Here is a 24278-nt window from a genome sequence, read left to right as displayed (position 1 = left end):
ATGGCTGCCGTTCTCGCAAATCCGATCGCCCGGCGCCTGCTGCGCATACCGCCGTCCTATTTTGTCTTCCTCGTGCTGCTGGCCACGCTGTGGATCGCACGGCCGAACATGCTCAACCTCAACATCATGGGTATCTTCGTCAGGCAGATCGTCCCGCTCGGCATCCTGGTTATGGGGCAGCTCGTCGTCATGCGGGTGAAGTCGATCGACCTTTCCGGCGGCGGCATCATCCTGCTCATCAACTATTTCATTTCGTCAGGCACTTTCCCCGGCGCGTCGATGCCTTTCTTCGTCGTGCTGGCGCTCGGTACCGGCCTCGTCATCGGCCTGTTCAACGGCTTCATGATAGGGAGCCGGCGGGTGTCGGCGGTCATCGTCACGCTGGCGGTCAGCATCATCCTGGTCGGGCTGGTGCAGTTCCTGTCGAGCGGCAATCCGCCCGGCGATGTGCCGAAGCTGTTCAACGACCTCTACAACACGAAATTCCTGTCGGTTCCGACGCCGGTGCTGTTCTGGGTCTTGCTGACCGCTTTGGTGTGGCTGCTGCTGTCGCGGACCGTCTTTGGCCGCTACGTCGCCTCGGTCGGGGAGAATGCCGAAGCCGCGCATTTTTCCGGCGTGCCGGTCCAGCGCACGGTGATCCTTGCGCACACGCTCGCCGGCCTGATCGCGGCGATCGCGGCCCTGGTACAGACCGGTTCGATCGCCGTCGGCAGCGTCCGTGTCGGCCTCGACCTGCCGATCCTGGCGGTCGCGGCAACGATCCTCGGCGGCGTCGTCTTCGGTCGCGGCGACGGTGGCGTCTGGGGACCTTTCTTCGGGGCGTTGTGCTTTGCGCTGCTGTTCGTGGTGATGACCGTGCTCGGCATCGACGAGCCCGGCAAGCTTATCGCGCAGGGCGTCATCATCCTGGGTGCCGCGATCTTCTACGGAGTGCGGGTGCGAAACCCCTGACCTGAGACGGCGAAAGCAAGCCGACCGGTGTTCGCCGGGACCGACAAATCCACGCGTTCAGACAATTGCAAACAGATGGAGAAACATGGATGTCACCGCCAAAAAACATCATGTGCTACGGCGACTCGCTGACCTGGGGCTGGGTTCCGGTCAAGGAGGGGTCGCCGACCTACCGCTACCCCTATGACCAGCGCTGGACCGGTGTGATGGCGGCGGCGCTGGGAGGGGGCTACCACATCATCGAGGAAGGCCTGAGCGCGCGCACGACCTGTCTCGACGACCCCAACGATCCGCGCCTGAACGGGGCGAACTACCTGCCCTCGGCCATCGCCAGCCATCTGCCGCTGGACCTGGTCATCGTCATGCTCGGCACCAACGACACCAAGTCCTATTTCCGCCGGACGCCTTATGAGATCGCCAATGGAATGGCGAAACTGGTCGGGCAAATCCTGACCAGTGCCGGCGGCATCGGCACCCCTTATCCGGCCCCCAAGGCGCTGGTCATTGCGCCGCCGCCGCTGACCCCGATGCCCGATCCATGGTTCGAGGGCATGTTCGGCGGCGGGCACGAAAAATCCAGGGACCTGGCCAGGCAGTACAAGGCGATGGCGGATTTCATGAAGATCGATTTCCTCAATGCCGGCGATTACCTCACCACGGACGGTGTCGACGGAATTCATTTCACCGCCGCAAACAACGCCGATCTGGGACGCGCCGTCGCCGACAAGGTCAAGTCGATCCTCGAGCCGGGCCAGGTCAGCACCGCCGCTTGAAGCCGCCACGCCCGTCGGCTTGCGGCACACAGGCCCACGGCGCAGGTGTGTCGCAGGTTCCTCCGGCGATGCACATCGATGCGGGGCCGAACGATGCGTTTGGCCCCGCGTTGATATGGCGCCCGGCGCCGGCAGATGTGCGTCGATCTAGGGGCTTGGCCTCGGAACATCATCGGCCGATGCTTTGGTTTGACGATCGAAGACGACCGCCAGGCCGTTCTTGACGGCAAGTGAGGCGACCATGTCGTCGAGCTCGCGATCGGGAATGGCGGGTTTGAGGACCTGCCGGATGGCCCGATAGGCCTGCTCGGTCGACACATAGTCATAGCGCTTTTTACGCGCTTCCACATATTGCTCGATGAGAATGCCCAATCGGCGGGCGGCTATGTCATCTGGCTGCTGCAAGGGAGCCTCCTCAAGCGTCGATCGTTTGCAGACCCCTCGGATGTAAAAACCCACGCTGCGAAAGTTAAGGCCTGCGGCTGGTCCGAAGCCAAATAAATACGCTGTGGTCATCGACGATCCGCACGGCAGCCAAGCCAAGCGTCGGTCAAGGCCTTGGGCGAAATAGGGCGGCAGCGATCGGCTCCCAAGCGCGGAGCGATCCGCCCAGACGTGCATTCACAACAGCGCCGACAGAGCGGCCATGAAGTGGTCGTTTTCCGAAGTCGAGCCGATGCTGACACGCACATAGGTGTCAAAGCCCTGCTGCTTCCACGGTTTGACGATGACCCCTTGCCGCAGCAGGCCTTCGACGAAGACGGAGGCATCTTGCCGGCAGTTGAAGAACAGGAAATTGCCTCTGGAGGCGGCGACGTCGAGGCCCTTGCTCGCCAGGAAAGTCTCGACGCGTTTTCTCTCCGCCCTGGCCAGAGCTACGACCCTGGCGAGGTGTTCGTCATCGGCCAGCGCCGCGAATGCTGCGGCCTGGGCCATGCCGTTGGCGTTGAAAGGCGTGCGGACGCGGTCGAGCAGCGTGCGCAGCTCCGGGTCGCCGACGATGCCGAAGCCGATCCGCAATCCGGCCAGGCCGAACGCCTTGGAAAAGGTCCGAAGCACGATCCACGGCCGGTCGAGCTTTCCCAGATAGGGCAGGGATGACGCATAGTCGTCGCCCTTGGCATATTCGGCATAGGCTTCGTCGATGACGATCAGCGTCTCGTCGCTCGTCGCATCCAGAACCCTCGACAGATCGCCGCCGGAGAGCCAGCTGCCGACCGGGTTCATCGGGTTCGAGAACAGCAGCATGCGCGGCCGTTCGCGCACCGCCTCGACCAGCGCATCGACATTGATGGTCAGATCGTCGTTGACGACAACGCGCTTGACGGTAGCGCCCATCAACGTGGTGTAGTCCTCATGCAGCGGAAACGACGGATAGAGCGTGACGACGGCGTCGCCCGGCCGCAACACGGCGCGGCTGATGACGGAGAGAAGATCTTCGGAACCGTTGCCGAGGATAATCTGGTCCTCGGCGACGGCATATTTGTCGCCGATCGCCTGGCGCAGCTTGCGCCCGGCAGGGTCCGGATAGAGGCGGAACATCTCGGAGCCGGCATGCATCGTGGCGGCGAGGGTCGGGCTGGGCCCGAGCGGGTTTTCGTTCGAGCCCAGTTTGGCGATTCTGGCCGGTGCGTATCGTTTCCGCACCTCGTCAATGGTCAGTCCGGAATTGTAGGGCGACAGGCGGTTGACTTCGGTGCGGACCATATCCGAGGCTTTCGACACGGGCTGGCTCCTCTGCGGTGGATTTCGTCATCCGTACCGCAGCTGAAATGCTTTGTATATGCTTGTATATGTAAGCTGACCTGATAGTCTCTACGCCGAAGCGGAAACCGACACCGACCAGGAGGATCACATGCGCAACGCTTCTCTCTTCGATCTCTCCGGCAGGAAGGCGCTTGTCACCGGCGCCAGCCGTGGCATCGGGCGCAGCATCGCCGAAGCGCTGAGCGCTGGCGGCGCCGACGTCGCGGTCACGGCGCGCAGCCTGGCCGCGCTGGAGCACACGACGGTCGCCATCCGCGCGGCCGGTGGGGTGGCGCATGCCGTCGCTCTCGACGTCACCGATGTCGGCCGCTGCCGCGCAGCCACCAACGAGGCTGCCAGCCTGCTTGGTGGTCTCGACATTCTCGTCAACAATGCCGGGATGGAGGAGGTGCGGCCCTCGCTCGATGTCGACGAGGCGCTGTGGGACAGGATCGTCGACACGAATCTGAAGGGAGCGTTCTTCTGCGCCCAGGCCGCCGCGCGGCAGATGCGCGACGCCGGCCGTCCCGGCACCATCATCAACCTGTGCTCGCTGACGTCGGAAGTCGGAATCCCAACCGCGGTGCCGTATGGCTCGTCGAAGTCCGGCCTGCTCGGCATGACGCGGGCGCTTGCGGCCGAGTGGGCGGAGCTTGGCATAAGGGTCAACGCCATCGCGCCGGGCTATTTCAGGACGGCGATGACGGACGTTTTTTACAACAACGAGGCATGGCAGCACTCCATGCTGGCCAAGATCCCGCAGCGGCGTTTCGGTGATCTCTCCGACCTGCATGGCATCGCCGTGTTCCTCGCTTCGGATGCGGCGGCCTACATAACCGGCCAGTCCATTCCGGTCGATGGCGGCTTTCTCGCCTCGATCTGATGAGGCAGGTTTGTCTCGGTAGTTTCGACGGGAAGGATGACGGAAAAATCGCTGGCGACCGTCACATAGACATGTATATACTTTTGGCCGAGTGAAGCCTCTCGACGGCTTTGATCCTTGTCCAGGGTCGACCTGTCGGCCCGCAGCATATGGCCGGCCTGCGCCAGCCGTCATTGCGTTCCAAGAGTTCCAGGAGAACGAGCAGCCATGTCCGACATCAGCTTCCACGATTTGTCATCCATCGATGCCGACCAGCGCGCCAGTCTGCTGAAGCGCGCCGAGGCCGATCTGACGGTCTTCGTCGAGAAGGTCCGGCCGATCATCCAGGCCGTCAAGGACGAAGGCGACGCCGCCTTGATCCGCTTCGCCAGGGAACTCGACAAGGCCAATGTCGCCGAGGGCGAGCTGCAGGTGTCGGAAGCCGAGTTCGACGCGGCGTTCGACAAGGTGGAAAAGGACGTCGTCGAGAGCATCCAGTTCGGCATCGACAACATCAGGCATTTCCATGAGGAGCAGAAGCCGGAAACGATGTGGCTCAAGGAAGTCCGGCCGGGCGCCTATGCCGGCGACCGGTACACGCCGATCGCTTCCGTTGCGCTCTACGTGCCGCGCGGCAAGGGTGCTTTCCCATCGGTGACGATGATGACGTCGGTGCCGGCGGTGATTGCCGGCGTGCCGCAAATCGCCATCGTGACGCCGCCGACATCGGATGGTTCGGTGGACGCGGCAACGTTGGTCGCCGCACGCCTCGCCGGCATCGGAACCGTCTACAAATGCGGCGGCGCTCAGGCAGTTGCCGCCGTCGCCTACGGCACGGAGACGGTGAAGCCCGCGCTCAAGATCGTCGGCCCCGGCAGCCCCTGGGTGGTGGCGGCCAAGAGCGTGCTGTCTTCGGTCATCAACACAGGCCTTCCGGCCGGGCCGTCCGAAGCAATCATCTTTGCCGATGACAGCGTCGACGGCGGGCTTGCTGCGCTCGACCTGTTGATCGAAGCCGAACACGGGCCGGATTCTTCGGCCTATCTGGTGACGCACAGCCGCAAGATCGCCGAAGCCGCATTGGCTGCAATCCCGGAGCACTGGTCGCGGATGACCGAGCAGCGTGTCGAGTTTTCACGCGCGGTGCTGACCGGCAAGCGCGGTGGCATCGTGCTGACCGCGTCGCTGGAAGACAGCTACCGCTTCATCAACGACTATGCGCCCGAACATCTCGAGATCCTGTCGAAGGAGCCGTTCGCGCATCTCGGGCGCATCACGGAGGCGGCCGAAATCCTGATGGGGCCGCACACGCCGGTGACGCTGGCCAATTTCGTGCTTGGACCCAATGCGGTGCTGCCGACCAGCCGTTGGGCGCGGACCTACGGGCCGCTTTCGGTGACGGATTTCGTCAAGCGCTCGTCGGTCGGCTATGTCACCTCGGTGGCCTATCCGGAACTCGCTCTGCACGCCCGCAGGCTCGCCCGCTACGAGGGCTTCAGCTCGCATGAGAACGCGGTCTCGGAGATCCGCGACCGCTATCTTGCCGGCTGAGCGGAACCGATCGAGATGAAGGCGGCACGACTTTACGGGCCCGGCGATCTGCGCGTCGAGGACATCGCGACGCCGGGCGCGCCGGATGCAGGCTGGGTGAAGCTCAGGGTCGATGCCGCCGGCATCTGCGGTTCGGACCTGCACAATTTCCGCACGGGACAGTGGATAAGCCGGTCGCCTTCGACGGCCGGCCATGAACTCACCGGCACGGTGACCGCCACCGGCGCGGGCGTCGACGCCTTCGCTATCGGTGACAGGGTTGTCGCCGATTCCCGCTTCTGGTGCGGAGACTGCGCGCAATGCCAAGCCGGCAGGCGTCATCTCTGCGCGTCACTGGGCTTCGTCGGAGAGGTCTGCGACGGCGGTTTTGCCGAACAGGCCGTGCTGCCCGCACGGCTTTTGCATATCATCGATGCCGGGCTCGACGAGCGGGTCGCGGCAATGGCCGAGCCGCTGGCGGTGGCGCTGCACGCGGTGCGGCGCCTGCCGAAAACGACAGGCTCCGTGCTGGTCGTCGGTTGCGGACCGATCGGCGGTCTTGCCGCCCTGCTGTTGTCGCGGACCTTCGCCGGCACCGTGCTGATCGCCGACCGCAACCAGAGCCGCTGCGCCCGGGTGGCGCGGGTGACGGGTGCCCGGATCGTCGATCTGAGCCGGGACGCCGTTGCCGCCGCAACTGCCAATGCCCCGCTGCTCGCGGCCATCGAGGCGACCGGCAGCGTCGCGGCGCTCAATCAGCTGCTCGGCGTTCTCGATCCCGGCGGTACGATCGCCATGGTCGGCATCTTCCACGGCCGCCTCGACATTGATCCCAATACGCTGGTCGAACGCGAAATCGGGTTGCTGGGATGCCATGCCTTTGCCGACGAACTGCCCGAGGCCGTGCGGATGCTGGGTGAATTGAGCGAACCGCTGCTGGCGCTGATCGACCAGGAGATCGGCCTGGATGACATTCCGGCTGCCTATGGGCGGCTGTTGGCGGGGCGCAGCGACGGCTTGAAAACAATCATTCGCATGCGGCAACCTGTCGAGTCGTGATTTCCGATGAATCGCCGGAAAGGACTTTTGAAATGATCACTTTGCCCGACACCGCCAGCCCTCTTTACGAGAAGGTGAAGGACTACATCCTGGCAAACATCGGAACGGGCCGGTGGGGCAAAGATCGCAAGCTGCCGTCCGAGAATGAGTTGGTCGCTTCACTCGGCGTCTCGCGGATGACGGTTCACCGGGCGCTCAGAGAATTGACCTCGGCCGGGTTTCTGATCCGCCTGCAAGGTGTGGGGACCTTCATCGCGCCGCCTAGGCCACAGTCGACGCTGATCGAGATCAACAACATCGCAGCCGAGATCGTCGAGCGCGGCAACAGACATCGTTCCGAAGTCCTCGTCCTCGAAACCATCATGCCGACAAAAGAGCTGGCGCTGTCGTTCGAATTTCCAAAGCGCGTCTCGATCTATCATTCCGTCGTCGTCAATTTCGAGAACGATCTGCCGGTGCAACTCGAAGAGCGCTTCGTCAATCCGAGCCTTATCCCCGACTATGACAAGCAGGATTTTTCGAAGACGGCGACCTATGACTACCTCATGCAGAAAACCCCGGTGACCGAGGTCGAGCATATCATTTCCGCCGTCCCGGCGGATGCCGAGACGGCGCGGCATCTGGGCATCGATGTCGGCGCCTGCTGCCTTTTCCTGCACCGCCGGACATGGACGGGCGCGGTGGTGGCGACGATCAGCAAGCTGACTTATGCCGGCAGCCGCTACTCGCTCGGCAGCCGCTATTCCCCTTCAAAAAGCAGCTGACGGAAGCAGGTCGAATGCAAGAGCGACAGATGACGCCGGCACCGAGCCGCACGGCGCGGATCCGGGCACTCGCGCAGCATGATGTTGCCGAAGCACAAAGCGCGCTGGCGGCATTGCTGGGCGACCTGTTCGCGATGCGCCCCCGCAATGTCCGCATCAACTTCGATAAATACAGCCTCAATTCGTTGAACGGCTTCTTCGAGGACGACGGCAAGGCCTACTTCTTCAAGTTCCATCAGGAGGAGCGGGAAGAGGCGATGACGGGCGAGTATTACCGCGCCGAGATTCTGTCGCGCGCCGGCCTGCCGGTTGATCAACCCGTGCATATGTCGGTCCAACCGGGCGAGCAGATCCTTGTCTATCGCCGGCGCACGGATCCGAGGTTTTCGGATGTGCTGTTCGCGCTGGATGCGCAGGACGACGCCGGCAAACGGCGAGAAGCCGTTCTTGCCGAGCGCGACCTGTCGGCCAGGCTGCTCAAGGTCTACCTCGAAACGCTGCATCCGGTAACCGTCGAGGACGTGGCGGCGGAACCGATCCACAGGCTGTTTCATGAGCGGCTGATCGATGCCGACACGCGCTTGCCGCCAGGCGGCCGGCTGGCCGATTTCTATGTCGGCAAGCCGTTCGTCTTTCCCGGTGCCGAGCTGGATTGGGATAGGTTTTCCCGGCTGAAATTCGTCATCAATGGCGAGCAGTACACCGACAGCGTCGGTGAGCTTTTCGATGCCGCCGCTGTGCGCTTGCGGCCGGACCGGCTTGCCGATGCAGGCGGCGTGGTCGCGCATGGTGACGCCCACAACGCCAATGTCTGGTACACGGCGAAGGCGGGGAGGGCGGAGCTGTCCTTCTTCGATCCTGCCTTTGCAGGCTCGCATATCCCCACGCTGCTGGCGGAGGTGAAGGCGACGTTCCACAACATCTTCGCCCACCCGTTCTGGCTCTATGATCCGGCGACCGCGACCGAGGCTTTTCGCGCCCATGCGCGGCTGGACGGAAACCTGCTCCATGTCGACACGGACTGGGACCTGAGCCCGATCCGCCGCGACCTGCTGGAGGTCAAGGCCACAGCGCTGTGGCGGCCATTGCTGCTTGAGCTCAAACGGCGCGGCATGCTGCCGGCCGATTGGCGCGCGGTGCTCCGGGCCGGTCTCTTCCTGTCGCCGACGCTGGTCATGAACCTGCGCGCCGGCGCACGCAGCCACACGCCGGTTTCTTCCCTTATTGCCTTTTCGGTGGCGGTCATGGTCGGCAGCGAACCTGTTGCCGGAACCGATCGGGTGACCGGTTTTCTAGACCGGATCGATCCCGGAGAGCGTAAAAATTGAGTCTTTCCAACTTGTATATGCATGTATGTATTTTAGCCTTGACATCCGCTCCCGCTGACGCTGAAATATCCGAGCACTTCACCATGAAGTGGCAGGTAAGACGCCGAGGCACAGTGCCGCAAGAGCAGAAACCCGCAGTCTCACCGGACCGGCTACCTCAGTCAGAAAAAGCGGTCCGATCATCAAGGGGAACAAGGATGATGCGTAACCTAACAGGACAATTTCGCGCGCTCGTGATGGCCGCCGCCATCGGGCTCGCCGCCGCCCCGGCGGCCTACGCGGCCGATGCGGCCATTCCCACCACGCCCGAGGCAGGAGCGTTCAAGATCGGCATCGAGCCCTGGCTCGGCTATGGCCAGTGGCATGTCGCCGAGGCCAAGGGCCTGTTCAAGACGAACGGGCTGAGCGACGTCCAGATCGTCAACTTCGCCGAGGACAAGGACATCAATGCAGCACTTGCAAGCGGCCAGCTCGACGCCGCCAACATCGCCACCCACACGGCGATGGGCATGGTTGCGGCCGGCCTGCCGGTGAAGATCGTGCTGCTGCTCGACGTCTCCATGACCGCCGACGCGATCATCGCTGGCAAGGACGTCACCTCCATCGCGGACCTCAAGGGCAAGCAGGTGGCATTCGAGGAAGGCACGACGAGCGACATCCTGCTCAAATACGCGCTCACCAGGAACGGCATGTCGATCGACGATGTGAAGCCGGTTCCGATGCCTGCGTCCGACGCCGGCAGCGCCTTGATCGCCGGCCAGGTGCCGGTCGCGGTGACCTATGAACCGTACCTCACTGTCGCCATGGCGCAGAACAAGGACCTCAAGCTGCTGTTCACCGCCGGCGAGGATCCCGGCTTGATCAGCGACGTGCTGGTGGTGCGTGACGAGGTGATCAAGTCGCGGCCCGGCCAAGTGCTGGCCATGATCAAGAGCTGGGACGCAGCGCTCAAGGACTACAATGCCGATACGCCCGGTGGGCGCGCCATCATCGCCAAGGCTGTCGGTTCGGACGTCAAGGACCTCAACACCGCCTTTGACGGCGTGCGTTACTACTCACTCGCCGAAAACAAGGCGGCGCTGACCGGTGATTTCACCACCAGGACCTTCGCCGATGTCGAAGCCGCCGCCAAGAACGCCAAGCTGCTGCAGGCCGATGTGACGCCGGAGCAGATGATCGACCCGTCATTCGTCAAGGCGGCGGAATGACCAAGGCCGGATCGCGGTGGTGACGCAGATGCCCGGGGAGCGTCCCGCTCAAACGGATCCGGCTCGTCCCACGAAACAGGCGAGGCGTCGCCGATCCTCCGGCATCGGCGTGCCCATCGCCAGGTCGCGCTTCCTGGTGATCGCGGTGGCCGTGTTCGTCGGGCTCGGCCTTGCCTGGTGGGCGGCGACCGGACTGGGGTTGGTAAAGCCGATCTTCCTGCCATCGCCGGGCAGCGTCGCTATGCAGATCGCCAAGCTCGCGGCCGACGGCACGTTGTGGCTGGACCTCAAAGCCTCGATGTACCGTATCTCCATCGGCTTCCTCATCGCCTCGGCCCTGTCGATACCGATCGGCGTGCTGATCGGCAGTTTCCGTTCCTGGGAAGCGGCCATCGAGCCGCTGGTGGATTTCATCCGCTACATGCCGGTCGTCGCTTTCGTGCCGCTCTCCATCCTGTGGGCCGGCACCGGCGATTCGCAGAAATTCCTGATCATCTTTATCGGCACGTTCTTCCAGCAGGTGCTGATGATCATGGACAATGTGAAACGGGTTCCAGCCGATTTCATCGGCCTTGGGCGCACGCTAGGCCTGCCGGATCGCAAGATCCTGACGCGCATCGTCGTGCCCAGTGCCTTGCCGGGCATCTGGGATACGCTGCGCATCAGCCTGGGCTGGGCATGGACCTGGCTGGTGCTGGCCGAACTCGTCGCCGCCACTTCGGGGCTCGGTTATCGCATCACCGTGTCCCAGCGCTATTTCCAGACCAACACCATCATCGGCTACATCCTGCTGCTCGGCCTGCTCGGCCTCATCACCGACCAGGTGATGAAGGCGCTGGAAAAGGTGCTGTTCAAGCAAGAGGGCCGCTCGCAATGAGGTCCAGCCGATGAGCCCCAAATTGCGGATCGCCGGTCTCCACAAGAGCTTCGGCACGGGCGAGCGGCGCACGGAAGTACTGCGCGATATCAACCTCGATCTTGCCGACAACGAGTTCGTCTCCCTGGTCGGCACGTCGGGCTGCGGCAAGAGCACGCTGCTGTCGATCGTGGCCGGACTGCAGGACTTCGACGCGGGCGATCTCAGCATCGATGGCGCGCCGATCCTGCAGCCTGGTCTCGACCGTGGCGTCGTCTTTCAGTCCTACACGCTGCTTCCCTGGCTGACGGCGCGGCAGAACATCGAGTTTGCCCTCAAGGCCGCTGGTTACGATCGCCCGACCTGCCGCAGGATCGCGCTGGAGCATCTCGAACTCGTCAAGCTGTCTGGTAGTGCGGACCGCTATCCGGCCGAACTCTCGGGCGGCATGAAACAACGCGTCGCCATTGCGCGCGCGCTTTCCTACCGGCCCAAGATGCTGTTGATGGACGAGCCCTTCGGCGCGCTCGATGCCTTGACCCGGCATCAGATGCAGGAACTGCTGACCCAGATCTGGGAGGAACACAGGTTGACCGTCCTGTTTGTCACCCATGATGTGGAGGAGGCCGTCTATCTGTCGGACCGCATCGTCGTCATGGGCATCGGCCCGGGACGTATCACGCAGACATTCAACGTGGATATCGAGCGCCCGCGCCGCGAAGAGGTGATGGAAAGCCCTGTATTCATGGATCTGCAACGCGGCGTGCACAAGGCCATCCGCGAGGGGTCAAGACGCCCGGAAATGGCCTAGGCGCCTGCGGTCGTTTGCAGGTCCAATCACGTCGCCTTGCCGACTGCCGCGTCCAGTTCCAGCTCGCCTTCGGAAATGTCGTCGAACGAGGCGTAGTTCATGTTGTAGAGGCGGGCGTAGAGGCCTTTTCTTGCCATCAGCTGTTCGTGGTTGCCGCTTTCGACGATCTCGCCGTTCTGCAGCACGATGATGCGGTCGGCGCCGCGGATAGTGGCCAGACGGTGGGCGATGACCAGCCCGGTGCGGCCTTCCAGCAGCGTGATCAGCGCCTTCTGGATCAGCATCTCGGTGTAGGAATCGATGCTGGCCGTGGCTTCGTCGAGCACCAGGATCTTTGCATCCGCCACCAGCGCGCGCGCGAAGCTGATCAGCTGGCGCTGGCCCAGCGAGAGATTGCCGCCGCGCTGCTCGAGTTCGGTATCGTAGCCATCTGGCAGGTTCTCGATGAAATCGTGCGCGCCGACGGCTTGTGCGGCTCGGACCACCTCCTCGCGGCTGGCTGATGTCTTGTGGTAGCGGATGTTTTCCAGCACCGAGCCGGAAAACAGGAACGGCTCCTGCAGCACCATCGCGACCTGATCGCCGAGCGAATCCTGGGTCAGGTCACGCACATCATGGCCGCCGACCAGAACCTCACCCGACCAGACATCGTAGAAGCGGTGCACCAGCGCCATCGAGCTCGACTTGCCCGATCCGGTCGGACCGACCAGGGCCACGGTCTCGCCCGGATTGACGCGGAAGGAGATGTTCTTCAGCACCGGCTGGTTCGGCCTATAACCGAAAGTGACGTTCCTGAACTCGACCGAGCCGTCCATGTCGCGCGACAGCGCCACCGCACCTTGCCTGTCGCTGACGTCGACCGGTACGTCGAGCACTTCGGAGATGCGCTGGCCCGAAGCCATGGCGCGCTGCATGACGCTGTACTGCATGGTCAGCGAGCGGATCGGGTCGAAGAAGCGCTGGATGTAGAACAGGAACGCCACCATGACGCCGATGTCGAGGCTGTGCGAGAGCACCATCGACCCGCCGACGACGATGACAGTTGCCATGGCGATGCCGGTCAGCGTGTCGACGATCGGCACCATTACCTGCGCGTATTTCGCCGACCTCAAATGGGCATTGAGGTTGGCCAGCACCTTTTCGTCGTAGAGGTCGAAATTGACGTGCTGGCGCTCGAGGCTCTGCACCGTGCGCACGCCATGGATGCCTTCGGCCAGTGCGCCGTTGGCGATCGAGTTGGTTTCGTGCGCGGCCATGAAGGCGACCTTGGCGCGCGGCAGCCAGAAAAGGCGCACGATGAACAGCACCGGCATGGTCGACAGCGTCAGCAGGCCCAGCCGGAAATCGAGCCACAAAAGCACGCTGACAATGCCGAACAACAGCACGATGTCGCCTACCGACATGACGGATGTTTCGAGGAATTCCTGCATCGAATTGACGTCGCCCTGCAGACGCGACATCAGACGGCCGACCTCGGTCTTGTCCATGAAGCTCAACGAGGCCCGTTGCAGATGGCTGAACATGGCGCGGCGCAGGTCGGAGAGCACGTTCTCGGCCACTTTGCCGACGACGCTTTCCTGCACATAGGAGGCGGCATAGTTGATGAGGATGATCGCCGAGAAAGCGCCGATCGCGGCGATGATCACCGATTGGTCGAGCTTGCCTGCCGTCATGCCGTGGTCGATGGCGTAGCGGATGACCAGCGGGATCGCCAGTTGCGTCAGCGTGAACACCAGCACCGCGGCGACTGAGATGAAAATCCGGTTCTGATACGGCCTCACGAAGCTCCAGATACGCCGCACGATGCGAGGGTCATAAGCTTTGCCGAAGACCTCTTCGTCGTCGCGGTGCGAGCCCACGACCGCCTTTGTCGGTGGCCCGCTGGTGTCTTCCTCCTCGTCGTCGGCCGGTGTCTGCATCACGCGGCTCCCGCCACGGGCCGCTCATCGTCCGGCCGCAACTGCAGGTCATGGAGCGCGCGGTAGCGTCCACCGAGCGCCAGCAACTCCTCATGCGTGCCGCGCTCGACGATCCGGCCGCCCTCGACGAACAGGATCTGGTCGGCATGCATCAGCGAACTCAGCCGGTGCGAGATGATGAGCGTCACGCGATCCCTGGCGAAGCGCTTCATGGCCGCCCGGATCCGCTGCTCGGTGCCGGCGTCGATGGCCGCGGTTGAATCGTCGAAGACCAGCACCGATGGCCGCAGCATCAGGCTGCGCGCAATGGTCAGGCGCTGCCGCTGGCCGCCGGAAAGCGAGGCGCCGCGTTCGCCGACGACCGTGGTGTAACCGGCTGGGAGGCCCATGATGTAGTTGTGCAGCTGCGCGTACTCGGCGGCTTGCCCGATGCGGGTCTCGCGCGCCCAGGGATTGCCGTAGGCGATGTTGTTCTCGATCGAGGTGGTGAACAAGAACGCGTCCTGCTGCACGACGCCGACCGCCTTGCGCAGCGATTGCAGCGTCACCTTGCGGATGTCCTGGCCGTCGATGGTTATCGCGCCTGAGGTGACGTCGTAGAAACGCGGGATCAGGTGCGCGATCGTCGATTTGCCGCTGCCCGGCGGACCGACGATGCCGATGGTCTCGCCGGACCTCGCCTCGAAGGAGATGCCCGACAGAGTCGGCCGGTCGCCCGCGCCCTCGTAGCGGAAGCCGACATTGTCGAAGCGCAGCACGCCGTCTGTGACGACGAGATCCTTGGCGCCGGGCGCGTCCTCGATGTCGAGCTCGGCGTCGAGCAGTTCGAACAGCCGGCTGCCGCAGGTCGAGGCGCGCGCGAAGGAGTTGACCATAAGGCCGAGCTGGCGCACCGGCATCTGCAGGATGGTCATGAAGGTGAGGAACTGGGCCAGCGTGCCGACGCTGATCTGGCCTGCAATCACTTTCTGGCCGCCGAACCAGAGCACCAGCCCCATGGCGGCCAGGAACGAGAAGTTCATGGCGCTGGTGTTGGAGACGCGGATGTCGACGCGCTGATTGGCAAGCTCCAGCGCCGACAGCTTGGCGCGGTCGAATTTTTCCAGCTCATGCCGCTGTGCCGCAAAGGCCCGCACGACGCGGATGCCGCCGAGGTTCTCATCCATCACCCGGCTCAGCACAGACAGCCGCTCCTGCAAAGTCAACCAGGTGCTGCGCAACGCCAGCTGGGTGACCGAGGACCGCCAGGCGACGAGGGGCACGAAACTCAGGCTGAGCAGCCCGAGCATGAGATCGGTGCTGATCAGGAGATAGGCGCCGACGCCGATCAGCACGCCGAGCAGCACCACACGCAAAATGCCGGTGGAGAAGAACATGCGCACGCCGTCGAGATCGAGCAGGCCGAGCGTGATCAAATCGCCGGTGTGGACCCTGTCGTGGTAGGCGAAGCTCAGGCGCTGGATCTTCTCGTAGAAGGCCAGCCGCAGTTCATAGCCGGTGCGATGACCGACGGCCTCGCCATAGTAGTTCTGCGCCATGGTGAAGAGGCCGCGCAGGATCGAGACGACGAGCAGCGTCAGCGCCGTGTTCCACAGCGCCTGTTCCGCCGCAGCGCCGGCACCCGCGGCCATCACACCTTGCGCCTGGTCGATGGCGCGTCCCAGCAGGCGTGGAATGAAAAGCTGCAGCGTCGCGGCAATGAAGGTCGAGACGATGGTGATGGCGACCTGCCAGGGATGGCGCAGTGTCATGCGCACGATGCGAAGCAAGGTGCTGAGGCCCTTGCCCCAGGACGCTTCCGCCACATGGGCAAACGATTTGCCGCGCTCCGGTGCGCTGCTGGTTGCTTGCGTGTTCAAGGAAAATATCCAAACCAATCCGGACGTTAGCCCGGACTAATAAAGCAGACTCAATGTGAGCGGTTGACTTGGCGCTATGTTACGCGGGTCTGGCTTGGCCCTTCAAGAGCCAATGCCGGCATCGCACTGTGCCTGAAGGAAAGCGAACATGCGGCTGTGACCCGGCTGGCACCAGCGGCGTAATCCTGCCGATCTTGCCGAAGGGCGTTGGCCGGACGAGGTCAGCACCTAGTGTACGCAAGCGACGGCCGGACGGAATGCGACCTCCCATCCGGCCGGATTCCGGTTTGCTAGGCAGGTATCAGGACGGCGATCCGATGCACGCCGACCTCCTTGCTTGTATTTGTCGCCTCGTCGGTCTTGCCTTTGGCGCAGGTGTACATGTCACCCGTCTTGAGCTTGAATTCCTTGTCGGCCTTCTTGATCGTGAACGCACCTGAAGCAATGGTGCAGACCATATCGTTGTCCATCACCATCTGAGGCGCGTGTGCGCCGGGCTGAAATACCACGTCGACAATTGCGATGCTCTTGTAGGCGGGAATGTCGGAGTTGCCGGTGCTGACCTCAACCACCCTGACACCGGGCGCAATCTCCTTGCCTTCCTTCGGGCCGTATTTCTTCGCTGATGCCGCCAGGGTGAACAGAGGCGTTATCGCGGCAGCCGTCACACCGAGAGCAATTGCAGACCTGCGATTCATGGTTTTCATTGCATCCTCCCACGTCTTCGTCACGAACGAATGTGCATGACAGTTATATATTAGCACAAATGAATGTACTTGTATGCGAGGAAGCGGCCCAACCACGGCGGCAGGAACTCCGCAGCAGCCGTCGGAGAGGTTCCAGACATCGACGATCTGCTTGCCGCTAAAACCCTGCCACTGCTGCGGACCTTCGGGCGCTCAGACACCCTTGCCGTGCCGCCAGCAGGCGATCAGATGCCCTGCCGCGGTCTCTCGGGCCGGCGGCTCCGCCTTTCGGCAGTCGGGCAGGACCAGCGGGCAGCGGTCGGCGAAGGAGCACCCCGTATTCGGGACGCCGGCTGCCTCGATCTCGATTGGAGCGGATAGTCTCGGCGCAGCTTCGTCGGAGGACGCAGCCAAAAGCAGGGCCGTATAGGGGTGGTTGGGGCCGCGAAAAATCCGGTCGGAGGAGCCGGTTTCGACCAGGCGTCCGCGATAGAGCACGCCGATCCTGTCGGCCATGTAGCGCACCACCCTGAGGTCGTGGCTGATGAACAGATAAGTCGTGTCCTTGTCGCGCTGCAGGTCGTTGAGCAGGTTGAGAACGGTCGCCTGGACGGAGACGTCGAGCGCGGAGGTCGGTTCATCGAGCACGACGACCTTCGGCACGCCGGCGAAGGCGCGCGCGATTGCCGCCCGCTGCCGCTGGCCGCCGGACAGCGAACGCGATTTCTGCTCGGCCGTGGCGCCGGCGAGGCGAACCGATTGCAGCAGGTCGCCGACGCGGGCTCTCACTTCGCTGCGGCGCAGGCCGGCGAGCCTGCGCAGCGGGCGGCCGAGGATCGTGCCGATCCGCTGGCGCGGATTGAGCGTGCGATCCGGCGACTGGAAGACCATCTGCACGTCGCGGCGTTCGGCAAGGTTTCTCTTCTCGACGCGCGGCGCGACCGTCCTGCCGAACAGTTCGACCGATCCGGCGCTTGGCGTCTGCAGGCCGGTGACGATCCGTGCCAGGGTCGACTTGCCAGAACCGGACTCGCCGATCAGCCCGAAGGTCTCGCCCTGGCCGATGTCGAGATCGACGTGGTGCAGCACTGGCTGGCTGCCGAAGGCATGACTGATGCCTTTGCAGGCGATCGCGATGCGGCGTTCTTTTGGCAGGCCGGCGTCTTCCCCTTGGACCATTGGGTGCGCTGGCACGCCGTCCGTCTCCGCCAGTCTTCCGTCCCGCTTGGTGTAGTTGAGCGCCGGGATCGAGGCGATGAGCGCCTTGGTGTAGGCGTGAGAGGGGTTGTCGAAGACATCGCTCGCAACGCCGCTTTCGACCACGGTTCCCGCCTGCATCACCGCCACCCGGTCGCAGGAGCGGCGGATCATATTGATGTCGTGGCTGATCAGCAGGATGCTGGTTTTGTGATCCTTGCGTAAGTCGGAGAGGATGGCGATGATCTCGGACTGGACGCTGGCGTCGAGCGCCGTCGTCGGCTCATCCAGCACCAGCAGCGATGGGTCGAGCGCAATGGCAATGGCGATGTTGGCGCGCTGCTGCATGCCGCCGGAGAGTTCGTGCGGATAGAGATCCAGCACCCGCTCCGGATGGCTGACCCGGACGCGGCCGAGCAGTTCGGCGGCGCGCCCGCGCGCCTCTTCGAGGCAAACCGGGCGATGCCGCATGACCGTCTCGGTGATCTGGCGGCCGATCGTCATGCTTCGATTGAGGGCAGCACCGGGATGCTGGTAGACGGCGGCGATATGATTTCCCCTGAGCCGGCGCAGCTGCTCGGCGGAAAGGTCGCGGATTTCGCGGCCCTGGAATTCCAGCGCCGACGCAGCGATGCGGGCGTTTTTCGGCAGATAGCGCAATATGGCGAGCGCCACCGAGCTTTTGCCCGATCCCGACTCGCCAACCAGGCCGAGCGCTTCGCCTTCGCCGATGTGCAGTGACACGCCGCTGACGGCGGGATGCGATCCCTTGCGCCCGTCATAGGCCACGGACAGCTGGTCTACGTTCAGAACCGAGGAGGACATGGGGACTTGAAACCACTTTCTTCCAGCGCCGCCATCGAGGGCAATCGCTTCCGCTTTCGCAATGTATTATCTCTATAAAATTACTCGAATTAAGCCGGAGCGCAATCTACCTTTCTCGCATCAGCAGAGATTGTCGCCGTCTGCCGAGGCAGCGCGACGGTCTCCGGAGCAGATCTGGAAGGAGGCCCGGCATGGCTCGAGACCACATGATCCTCAGCGCATTCTTCTTCAACCCGCAGGGCGATCATCGGATGTCGTGGCGCCACCCGAGGGCGCCGGGGCGGGAGGTGCTGGATTTCGAATTCTACCGCGATCTCGTGCAGGCGGCCGAACGCGCCAGGATCGACACCATCTTCGTCGCCGACCACGTGTCGATCTGGGATTCAGTCAAGAGCGGCGTCGCCCATTACGCCAATGCCCGCCTCGAACCGCTGACGCTGCTATCGGCGCTGGCTAGCGTGACCAAGCATATCGGCCTGATCACCACGGCGTCGAGTTCCTACAGCGAGCCGTACAATGTGGCGCGCATGTTCGCCTCGCTCGACCATATCAGCAAGGGCAGGGCGTCGTGGAACGTCGTCACCTCGGCCATGGATGAGGAGGCGCGCAATTTCGGCCGCGACGGCAATATCGAACATGCTTTCCGCTATGAACGCGCGGCCGAATTCCTCGACATCGTCAAGGCGCTGTGGGACAGCTGGGAAGACGAGGCGCTGCTGATCGACAAGGCGTCAGGCCATTTCGCCGACCCCGACAAGGTCCATCCCATCGATCACAAGGGCAAGCACTTCAAGGTGCGTGGGCCGCTCAACGTCTCGCGGCCGCCGCAAGGCCATCCGCTAATCGTCCAGGCCGGCTCGTCCGAAGATGGCAAGAACTTCGCCACCGCCCAGGCCGATGCGCACTTCGCCATCTACAGCACCAAGGAGGATGGCATCAAATACCGTCAGGACATCAACGAGCGGCTGGCCCGCCACGGCAGGCGGCCGGAGAGCTTCAAGATCCTGCCCGGCATCCTGCCGATCGTCGCCGCCTCCGAAGCGGAAGGCCGGGAAAAGCAAGAATACCTGCAGACCTTGCTGCCGGATCAGGTCGGCATCGACCTTCTGTCGAGCTGGAGCGGGTTGGACCTGTCGCTGTTCCCGCCGGACGGGCCGCTGCCGCCGCTGCCGGACGAAAGCACGTTCAATGGCGGGCGCACATCGCTCAACCGGGTCAAGCAGTGGGCGAAGCAGAATCTCAGCCTGCGCGAGATCGCGCGCAAGCTCGCCAACAGCGGTTCGGTGCCGACGGTTGCCGGCACGCCGGTACAGATCGCGGACCAGTTGCAGGACTGGTTCGTTTCGGGTGCCGCTGACGGCTTCAACCTGATGTTCCCGCTGCTGCCAGAAGACTGGGTGAATTTTGCCGAACAGGTGGTGCCGGAGCTGCAGCGGCGCGGCGTCTTCCCGACCGAATACGGGCCGGGAACGCTGCGCGACCGTTTCGGCCTGGCGCGGCCCGCCAACCGCTTCGCCGAGCAGCGCGACAATGCGCGTGCCGTGTCCTGACCGGAAGAACGATCATGATCGTCGCACCAAGATTGCAGCCACGCGAAGCGACCGCGCCGCAGCTCGTCAATGTCCTGCACAGCCCCAAGCGTGTGCGCGTCAAATTCGGCGGCCGCACCATCGCCGACAGCCGCAACGTGCTGGTGCTGCGCTCCAACCATTTCCTGCCGATCTATTTCTTCCCGCCGTCAGCGGTCGACCCATCGGTGCTGAAACCTTCGCTGCATCGCGAGCCGCATCCGGTCGGTGGCGAGACCGCCTATTGGGATATCGACAGCGGCGACAGGCGCAGCGCCAACGCGGCGTGGTCGTTCGTGTCGCCGCCGGATGAAAACCTGGCGCCGCTGGCCGGCCGCATTGCATTCACCTGGAAGGCCGTCGACCAGTGGTTCGAGGAGGAAGAGGAAGTCTTCGTCCACGCCCGCGATCCCTATGCACGCATCGATGTTCTGCAAAGCTCGAGCCATTTGCAGATCTGGTTCGACGGCGAGCCGATCGCCGACAGCCACCGCCCGGTGCTGCTGTTCGAGACGCATCTGCCGACGCGTTTTTATCTGCCCGCGGAAGACATCCGGCTGGAGCGGCTGACGGCGTCCGTCACCACGACGCGATGTCCCTACAAGGGCATCGCCTCTTACTGGTCCGGCCTGCTGAGCGACGGTTCGGTGCGCCCTGATATCGCCTGGAGCTACCGGGATCCCATTGAGGAAATGCCGAAGATCAAGGGCCTCATCGCCTTCTATCCGCAGGCCGTCGACCGCATCCATCTCGACGGCGAGCCCGTCGCATAGATTTTCAATCTTCATTTCAAAGCAGGGTTTCAAAATGACCAGACGCAGAGATATCGACGCAGTTCGCAATCTGTCGGGGGACATCTGGAATGTCGCCGTCGACGAACATCAGGGCGGCTTTCTCAAGCGCCGCGATCTCCTCAGATATGCCGCACTGCTCGGCCTGACCGGCTTTGCCGCCTCGCAGGGGTTGGGAGGCGCACGCGCCGCGGCTGCCGGCGGCGGCACGGTTCGCGTCGGGCTCGGCCAGCCGACCAAGGCGATCGATCCGGTTTCGGTCACCGATCCGGCCAGCATCGGGGTGATCAGCCAGGTCGGCGAGTATCTGATCCTCGACGATCCGAAGGATGGTCTGCAGCCGAAGCTGGCTCTGTCCTGGGAGGCCAACGAGACGGCCAGCCGCTGGACCTTCAAATTGCGGCAAGGGGTAAAATTCCACGATGGCCGCGCGGTCACCGCCAAAGACGTTGTGGCGAGCTTCGAGCGGCTGGTCGATCCGGCCAGCGGCTCGTCGGCGTTGTCCGCCTACAAGGGCATCCTGTCCAAGGGCGGCGCCAAGCTGGTCGACGACGAAACCGTCGCCTTCGATCTCGACGGTCCGAACAGCAACTTCCCGTTCTATGTCTCCTCCGACGTCTACAATGCCGTCATCCTGCCTGCCGACTATGCCGGTGATTTCGAGAAGACTTTCAACGGCACCGGTCCGTTCAAGCTCGAATCCTTCCGCCCCAAGCAAGGCGCCAGCTTCGTGCGCAATGAGAATTACTGGGGCGACAAGGCGCTGCCCGACCGGATCGAGATCAAGTTCTTCGACGACGAGCAGGCACAGGTGCTGGCTTTGCAGGCCGGCCAGCTCGACGTGATCCCAAGCACGACGCGGCTGGAGCTGGCGATCGAGGGCAATCCCAACTTCAAGCTGCTGAGCGTGCAGGCGAGCTCGCACGACCAGGTGCATCTCAGGACCGACCAGGCGCCGTTTACCGACAAGCGCATCCGCCGCGCGCTGGCGCTCACGATCGACCGAGAGGCTGTGGTCAAGGGCCTGCTCAAGGGCCGCGCCATCGTCGGCAACGACACGCCGTTCGCGCCGATCTTCCCCTCGGCCGATCCATCGGTGCCGCAGCGCAAGCAGGACATTGCCGAGGCCAAGCGGCTGCTTGGCGAGGCGGGCGTGCCCAACGGCTTCGAGGTGACGCTGACCACCGAACGCGCCTATGACATTCCCGACTATGCGGTCATCATCCAGAACTTCGCCAAGAAGGCCGGCATCGACGTCAAGCTCAATGTCCTGCCGCAGGACGCCTATTACGGCTCGGCGACGTTCGGCAGTTCGCCATGGCTGGATTCGGTGCTCGGCATCACCGACTATGGCCACCGCGGCACGCCCGACATCTTCCTCAACGCCACGCTAAAGAGTTCGGGAGCTTGGAACGCGGCACATTTCAACAACCCGGCCTATGATGCGCTGCTGCTTGACTACTCGAAGGCGCGCGACCTGCAGGCACAGCGCCTTGTTGCCCGCAAGATCCAGACCTTGCTGCTCGACGAGACGCCGGCGATCATCAGCTACTTCTCGCAATACAGCCGCATCGTCAGCTCCAAGGTCGAGGGCGTGCGCTTCACCGCGATTTCGCATCTCCTGCTCGACCGCGTTTCCTTCGTCCAGGCATGATCGCGACATGCTGACCGGTCGCATTCTGTCAGCGCGTGTGGGCACACTTGTCCTCACGCTGTGGCTGGTCAGCATTCTGGTGTTCTTCGCCGGGCAGGTCCTGCCCGGCGATGTCGGCCGTGTCATGCTCGGGCCTTTTGCCGACGCGCAAGCGGTGGCGGAACTGAACAAGCGGCTAGGCGCCGACCAGCCGGTTCTCGTCCAGTATTGGCTCTGGTTCAGCAAAGCGGTCACCGGTGACTTCGGCACCTCGCTGTCGATGCGCGGGCCGGTGGCGCCCTTCGTGCTGGAAAGCCTCAAGCGCTCCGCGGCGCTTGCCGGGATTATTTTGCTCTTCCTCGTGCCGCTCGGCGTTGGTGCCGGCGTCATCGCCGGTCTCAATGCCGGCCGCCTCATCGACCGGCTGATCGTGATGGCGGGCGTCTCCTTCGGCATTGTGCCTGATTTCGTTTCCGGCCTGATGCTGCTCATCGTTTTCGGCCTGTGGCTGAACTGGTTCCCGATCTCCGGCGTTGCGCCCGATGGCGCGGGCTTCTGGACGCATGGCTATTATCTGATCCTGCCGGCGCTGCCGCTGGTGCTGAACCTTTCCGGCTATATCGCCCGGATGACGCGAGCGGGCGTGATCGAGGCGATCGCCGCCGATTACACGCGCACCGCCGTCCTGAAAGGGCTCGAGCGGCGCGAGATCATCTTTCGGCACGTGCTGCGCAATGCGCTGACGCCGACCGTCGCGGTGCTGGCGACGCAGACCGGATACATGCTGGGTGGGCTGGTGGTGATCGAGGCGTTGTTCGGCATCCAGGGACTTGGCAATCTGGTCCTGAACGCGGCCAAGGCACGCGATTTCCCGATGATGGAGGCAGGCGTATTGGTGATGGCGGCCATCTTCGTGCTGTCGGCGGCGGCCGGCGACCTCTTGCTGGCGCTGCTCGATCCGCGGCAACGCCGCCGGACCTCGCCATGACGGATCTGGCCGAGTTTCCCGCACCGCAGCGCGCCGTGGCGGGCTTTTCGACAATGCGCCGGATTCGCAGTGCTTTCGCCGGATTGCCGCCGTCGGTCGTGGTCGGATTGCTGCTGCTTTTGTTCTGGGTCGTTTGCGCCATAGCAGGCAACCTCTTCGTTCCCTACGATCCCTATGCCGAGGATTTCCTGGCGACGCTGACGCCGCCCGATGCGCTGCACTGGTTCGGGACCGATCAGCTCGGCCGCGATGTGCTGTCCCGCATCATCGTCGGTTCGCGCGACATCCTGCTGGTTGCGCCGTTGGCGACGCTGGCCGGGGTTGCCGCCGGCAGCATCATCGGCCTGGTGCTCGGCTATTTCGAGGGCCTCACTGATGCAATCGGGGCGCGGCTGCTCGATACGCTGATGGCGTTTCCGTTCATCGTTCTCGTCACCATGACGCTGGTGGCGATCGGCCCGTCGAACCTGACCGTCATCCTGGTGATCGGCATCGCCTACGCGCCGCTGGTGGCGCGCACCGTTCGCGCCGCCGTGCGTGAGCAGAAGCAGCGCGACTATGTCAGCGCCGCGCGCCTCGGCGGCGAAGGCCCGCTCGCCATCATGTTCCTGGAGATTTTGCCCAACATCAGGGAAACGATCCTCATCGAGCTCGTCACAAGGCTGGGCTACGCGTTCTTCTCGATCGCGACGCTGAGCTTTCTCGGCCTCGGCATTCAGCCGCCATCGGCCGACTGGGGACTGGCCGTCGCCGACGGCTATGGCTTCCTGACCGGCGGAAAATGGTGGGTCGTCGTCTTCAATTCCGGGGCAATCGTCTCGCTGGTGATGGCGACCAACCTGATCGCACAAGGCATTGGCGCCTTCGAGAATAGCGATGCATGAGCCTTGATCCGGGCGCCAAAAAATCTCTTTTGCATTG

At 63.6% G+C, this 24278-nt stretch carries 21 protein-coding genes; 15 read left to right on the top strand and 6 right to left on the bottom strand.

The genetic code is table 11. The annotated features are described in order from the left end of the window. Together M729_RS0104820 and M729_RS0104815 are read left to right on the top strand one after the other, a co-directional pair. Positions 1-954 carry an ABC transporter permease gene (locus M729_RS0104820; RefSeq protein WP_027160911.1) on the top strand — a complete coding sequence of 318 codons (954 nt, stop codon included), beginning with the start codon at positions 1-3 and terminating at the stop codon, positions 952-954. Between the two features lie 89 nt (positions 955-1043). Next, positions 1044-1727: an SGNH/GDSL hydrolase family protein gene (locus M729_RS0104815; RefSeq protein ID WP_013530477.1), complete on the top strand. Its 684-nt coding sequence runs from the start codon at positions 1044-1046 to the stop codon at positions 1725-1727. Positions 1728-1874: 147 nt separating this feature from the next. Here M729_RS0104815 and M729_RS01000000134665 read toward each other — a convergent pair whose 3' ends face one another. Both M729_RS01000000134665 and M729_RS0104805 read right to left on the bottom strand, forming a co-directional pair. Then, entirely contained in the window at positions 1875-2243 is a 369-nt protein-coding gene (locus M729_RS01000000134665; RefSeq protein WP_224620654.1) for a hypothetical protein, read from the bottom strand. A 105-nt stretch (positions 2244-2348) separates the two neighbouring features. Further along, positions 2349-3452, bottom strand: coding sequence for a histidinol-phosphate transaminase (locus tag M729_RS0104805; RefSeq protein WP_027160910.1), 1104 nt, complete (start codon positions 3450-3452; stop codon positions 2349-2351). 130 nt (positions 3453-3582) lie between these two features. Between M729_RS0104805 and M729_RS0104800 the strand changes: the two genes are divergently transcribed. The 8 genes from M729_RS0104800 to M729_RS0104760 all read left to right on the top strand — a co-directional run bounded on the left by M729_RS0104800 (position 3583) and on the right by M729_RS0104760 (position 11891). After that, the gene (locus M729_RS0104800) at positions 3583-4356 is read left to right on the top strand and encodes a glucose 1-dehydrogenase (RefSeq protein WP_027160909.1); all 774 of its coding nucleotides are present in this window, start codon (positions 3583-3585) and stop codon (positions 4354-4356) included. 207 nt (positions 4357-4563) lie between these two features. Then, positions 4564-5886 (top strand): histidinol dehydrogenase, encoded by a 1323-nt coding sequence (gene hisD, locus M729_RS0104790; RefSeq protein WP_027160908.1) that lies wholly within the window; start codon positions 4564-4566, stop codon positions 5884-5886. Between the two features lie 15 nt (positions 5887-5901). Further along, positions 5902-6924 (top strand): zinc-binding dehydrogenase, encoded by a 1023-nt coding sequence (locus tag M729_RS0104785; protein ID WP_027160907.1) that lies wholly within the window; start codon positions 5902-5904, stop codon positions 6922-6924. A 32-nt stretch (positions 6925-6956) separates the two neighbouring features. After that, positions 6957-7688 carry a histidine utilization repressor gene (gene hutC / locus M729_RS0104780; protein ID WP_027160906.1) on the top strand — a complete coding sequence of 244 codons (732 nt, stop codon included), beginning with the start codon at positions 6957-6959 and terminating at the stop codon, positions 7686-7688. Between the two features lie 29 nt (positions 7689-7717). Continuing rightward, positions 7718-9016, top strand: coding sequence for a hypothetical protein (locus M729_RS0104775; RefSeq protein WP_027160905.1), 1299 nt, complete (start codon positions 7718-7720; stop codon positions 9014-9016). A gap of 200 nt (positions 9017-9216) precedes the next feature. Continuing rightward, on the top strand, positions 9217-10224 hold the full coding sequence (locus M729_RS0104770) for an ABC transporter substrate-binding protein (RefSeq protein ID WP_027160904.1): 1008 nt from the start codon (positions 9217-9219) through the stop codon (positions 10222-10224). 109 nt (positions 10225-10333) lie between these two features. After that, complete coding sequence (locus M729_RS0104765; RefSeq protein WP_027160903.1) at positions 10334-11101, top strand: ABC transporter permease; 768 nt, start codon at positions 10334-10336, stop codon at positions 11099-11101. Between the two features lie 10 nt (positions 11102-11111). Next, the gene (locus tag M729_RS0104760; protein ID WP_027160902.1) at positions 11112-11891 is read left to right on the top strand and encodes an ABC transporter ATP-binding protein; all 780 of its coding nucleotides are present in this window, start codon (positions 11112-11114) and stop codon (positions 11889-11891) included. A 26-nt stretch (positions 11892-11917) separates the two neighbouring features. Here the strand turns inward: M729_RS0104760 and M729_RS0104755 are convergent, their stop codons facing one another. The 4 genes from M729_RS0104755 to M729_RS01000000134660 all read right to left on the bottom strand — a co-directional run bounded on the left by M729_RS0104755 (position 11918) and on the right by M729_RS01000000134660 (position 18377). After that, positions 11918-13810 carry an ABC transporter ATP-binding protein gene (locus M729_RS0104755; protein ID WP_027160901.1) on the bottom strand — a complete coding sequence of 631 codons (1893 nt, stop codon included), beginning with the start codon at positions 13808-13810 and terminating at the stop codon, positions 11918-11920. After that, entirely contained in the window at positions 13810-15669 is a 1860-nt protein-coding gene (locus tag M729_RS0104750) for an ABC transporter ATP-binding protein (RefSeq protein WP_027160900.1), read from the bottom strand. The genes M729_RS0104755 and M729_RS0104750 overlap by 1 nt, the downstream gene beginning before the upstream one ends. A 290-nt stretch (positions 15670-15959) precedes the next feature. Next, entirely contained in the window at positions 15960-16400 is a 441-nt protein-coding gene (locus M729_RS0104745) for a hypothetical protein (RefSeq protein ID WP_245267540.1), read from the bottom strand. 168 nt (positions 16401-16568) lie between these two features. Continuing rightward, entirely contained in the window at positions 16569-18377 is a 1809-nt protein-coding gene (locus M729_RS01000000134660) for an ABC transporter ATP-binding protein (RefSeq protein WP_032807999.1), read from the bottom strand. Between the two features lie 191 nt (positions 18378-18568). On the opposite strand from M729_RS01000000134660, the gene M729_RS0104735 reads away from it, so the two are divergent. The 5 genes from M729_RS0104735 to M729_RS0104715 are packed head-to-tail and all read left to right on the top strand — an operon-like array spanning position 18569 to position 24241. Continuing rightward, complete coding sequence (locus M729_RS0104735; protein WP_024503940.1) at positions 18569-19927, top strand: LLM class flavin-dependent oxidoreductase; 1359 nt, start codon at positions 18569-18571, stop codon at positions 19925-19927. A 14-nt stretch (positions 19928-19941) separates the two neighbouring features. Beyond that, positions 19942-20718: a DUF427 domain-containing protein gene (locus M729_RS0104730; RefSeq protein WP_027160899.1), complete on the top strand. Its 777-nt coding sequence runs from the start codon at positions 19942-19944 to the stop codon at positions 20716-20718. A 34-nt stretch (positions 20719-20752) separates the two neighbouring features. Beyond that, positions 20753-22390, top strand: coding sequence for an ABC transporter substrate-binding protein (locus M729_RS0104725; RefSeq protein ID WP_024503938.1), 1638 nt, complete (start codon positions 20753-20755; stop codon positions 22388-22390). A gap of 7 nt (positions 22391-22397) precedes the next feature. Next, on the top strand, positions 22398-23357 hold the full coding sequence (locus tag M729_RS0104720) for an ABC transporter permease (protein WP_027160898.1): 960 nt from the start codon (positions 22398-22400) through the stop codon (positions 23355-23357). After that, positions 23354-24241, top strand: coding sequence for an ABC transporter permease (locus tag M729_RS0104715; RefSeq protein WP_027160897.1), 888 nt, complete (start codon positions 23354-23356; stop codon positions 24239-24241). Before M729_RS0104720 ends, M729_RS0104715 begins: the two co-directional genes overlap by 4 nt. Positions 24242-24278 lie beyond the last annotated feature (37 nt).

Origin of the sequence: Mesorhizobium sp. WSM1293 (genome assembly GCF_000513875.1) — a bacterium.
Classification (GTDB): domain Bacteria; phylum Pseudomonadota; class Alphaproteobacteria; order Rhizobiales; family Rhizobiaceae; genus Mesorhizobium; species Mesorhizobium ciceri.
This window is presented reverse-complemented; position numbering and strand designations above follow the sequence as displayed.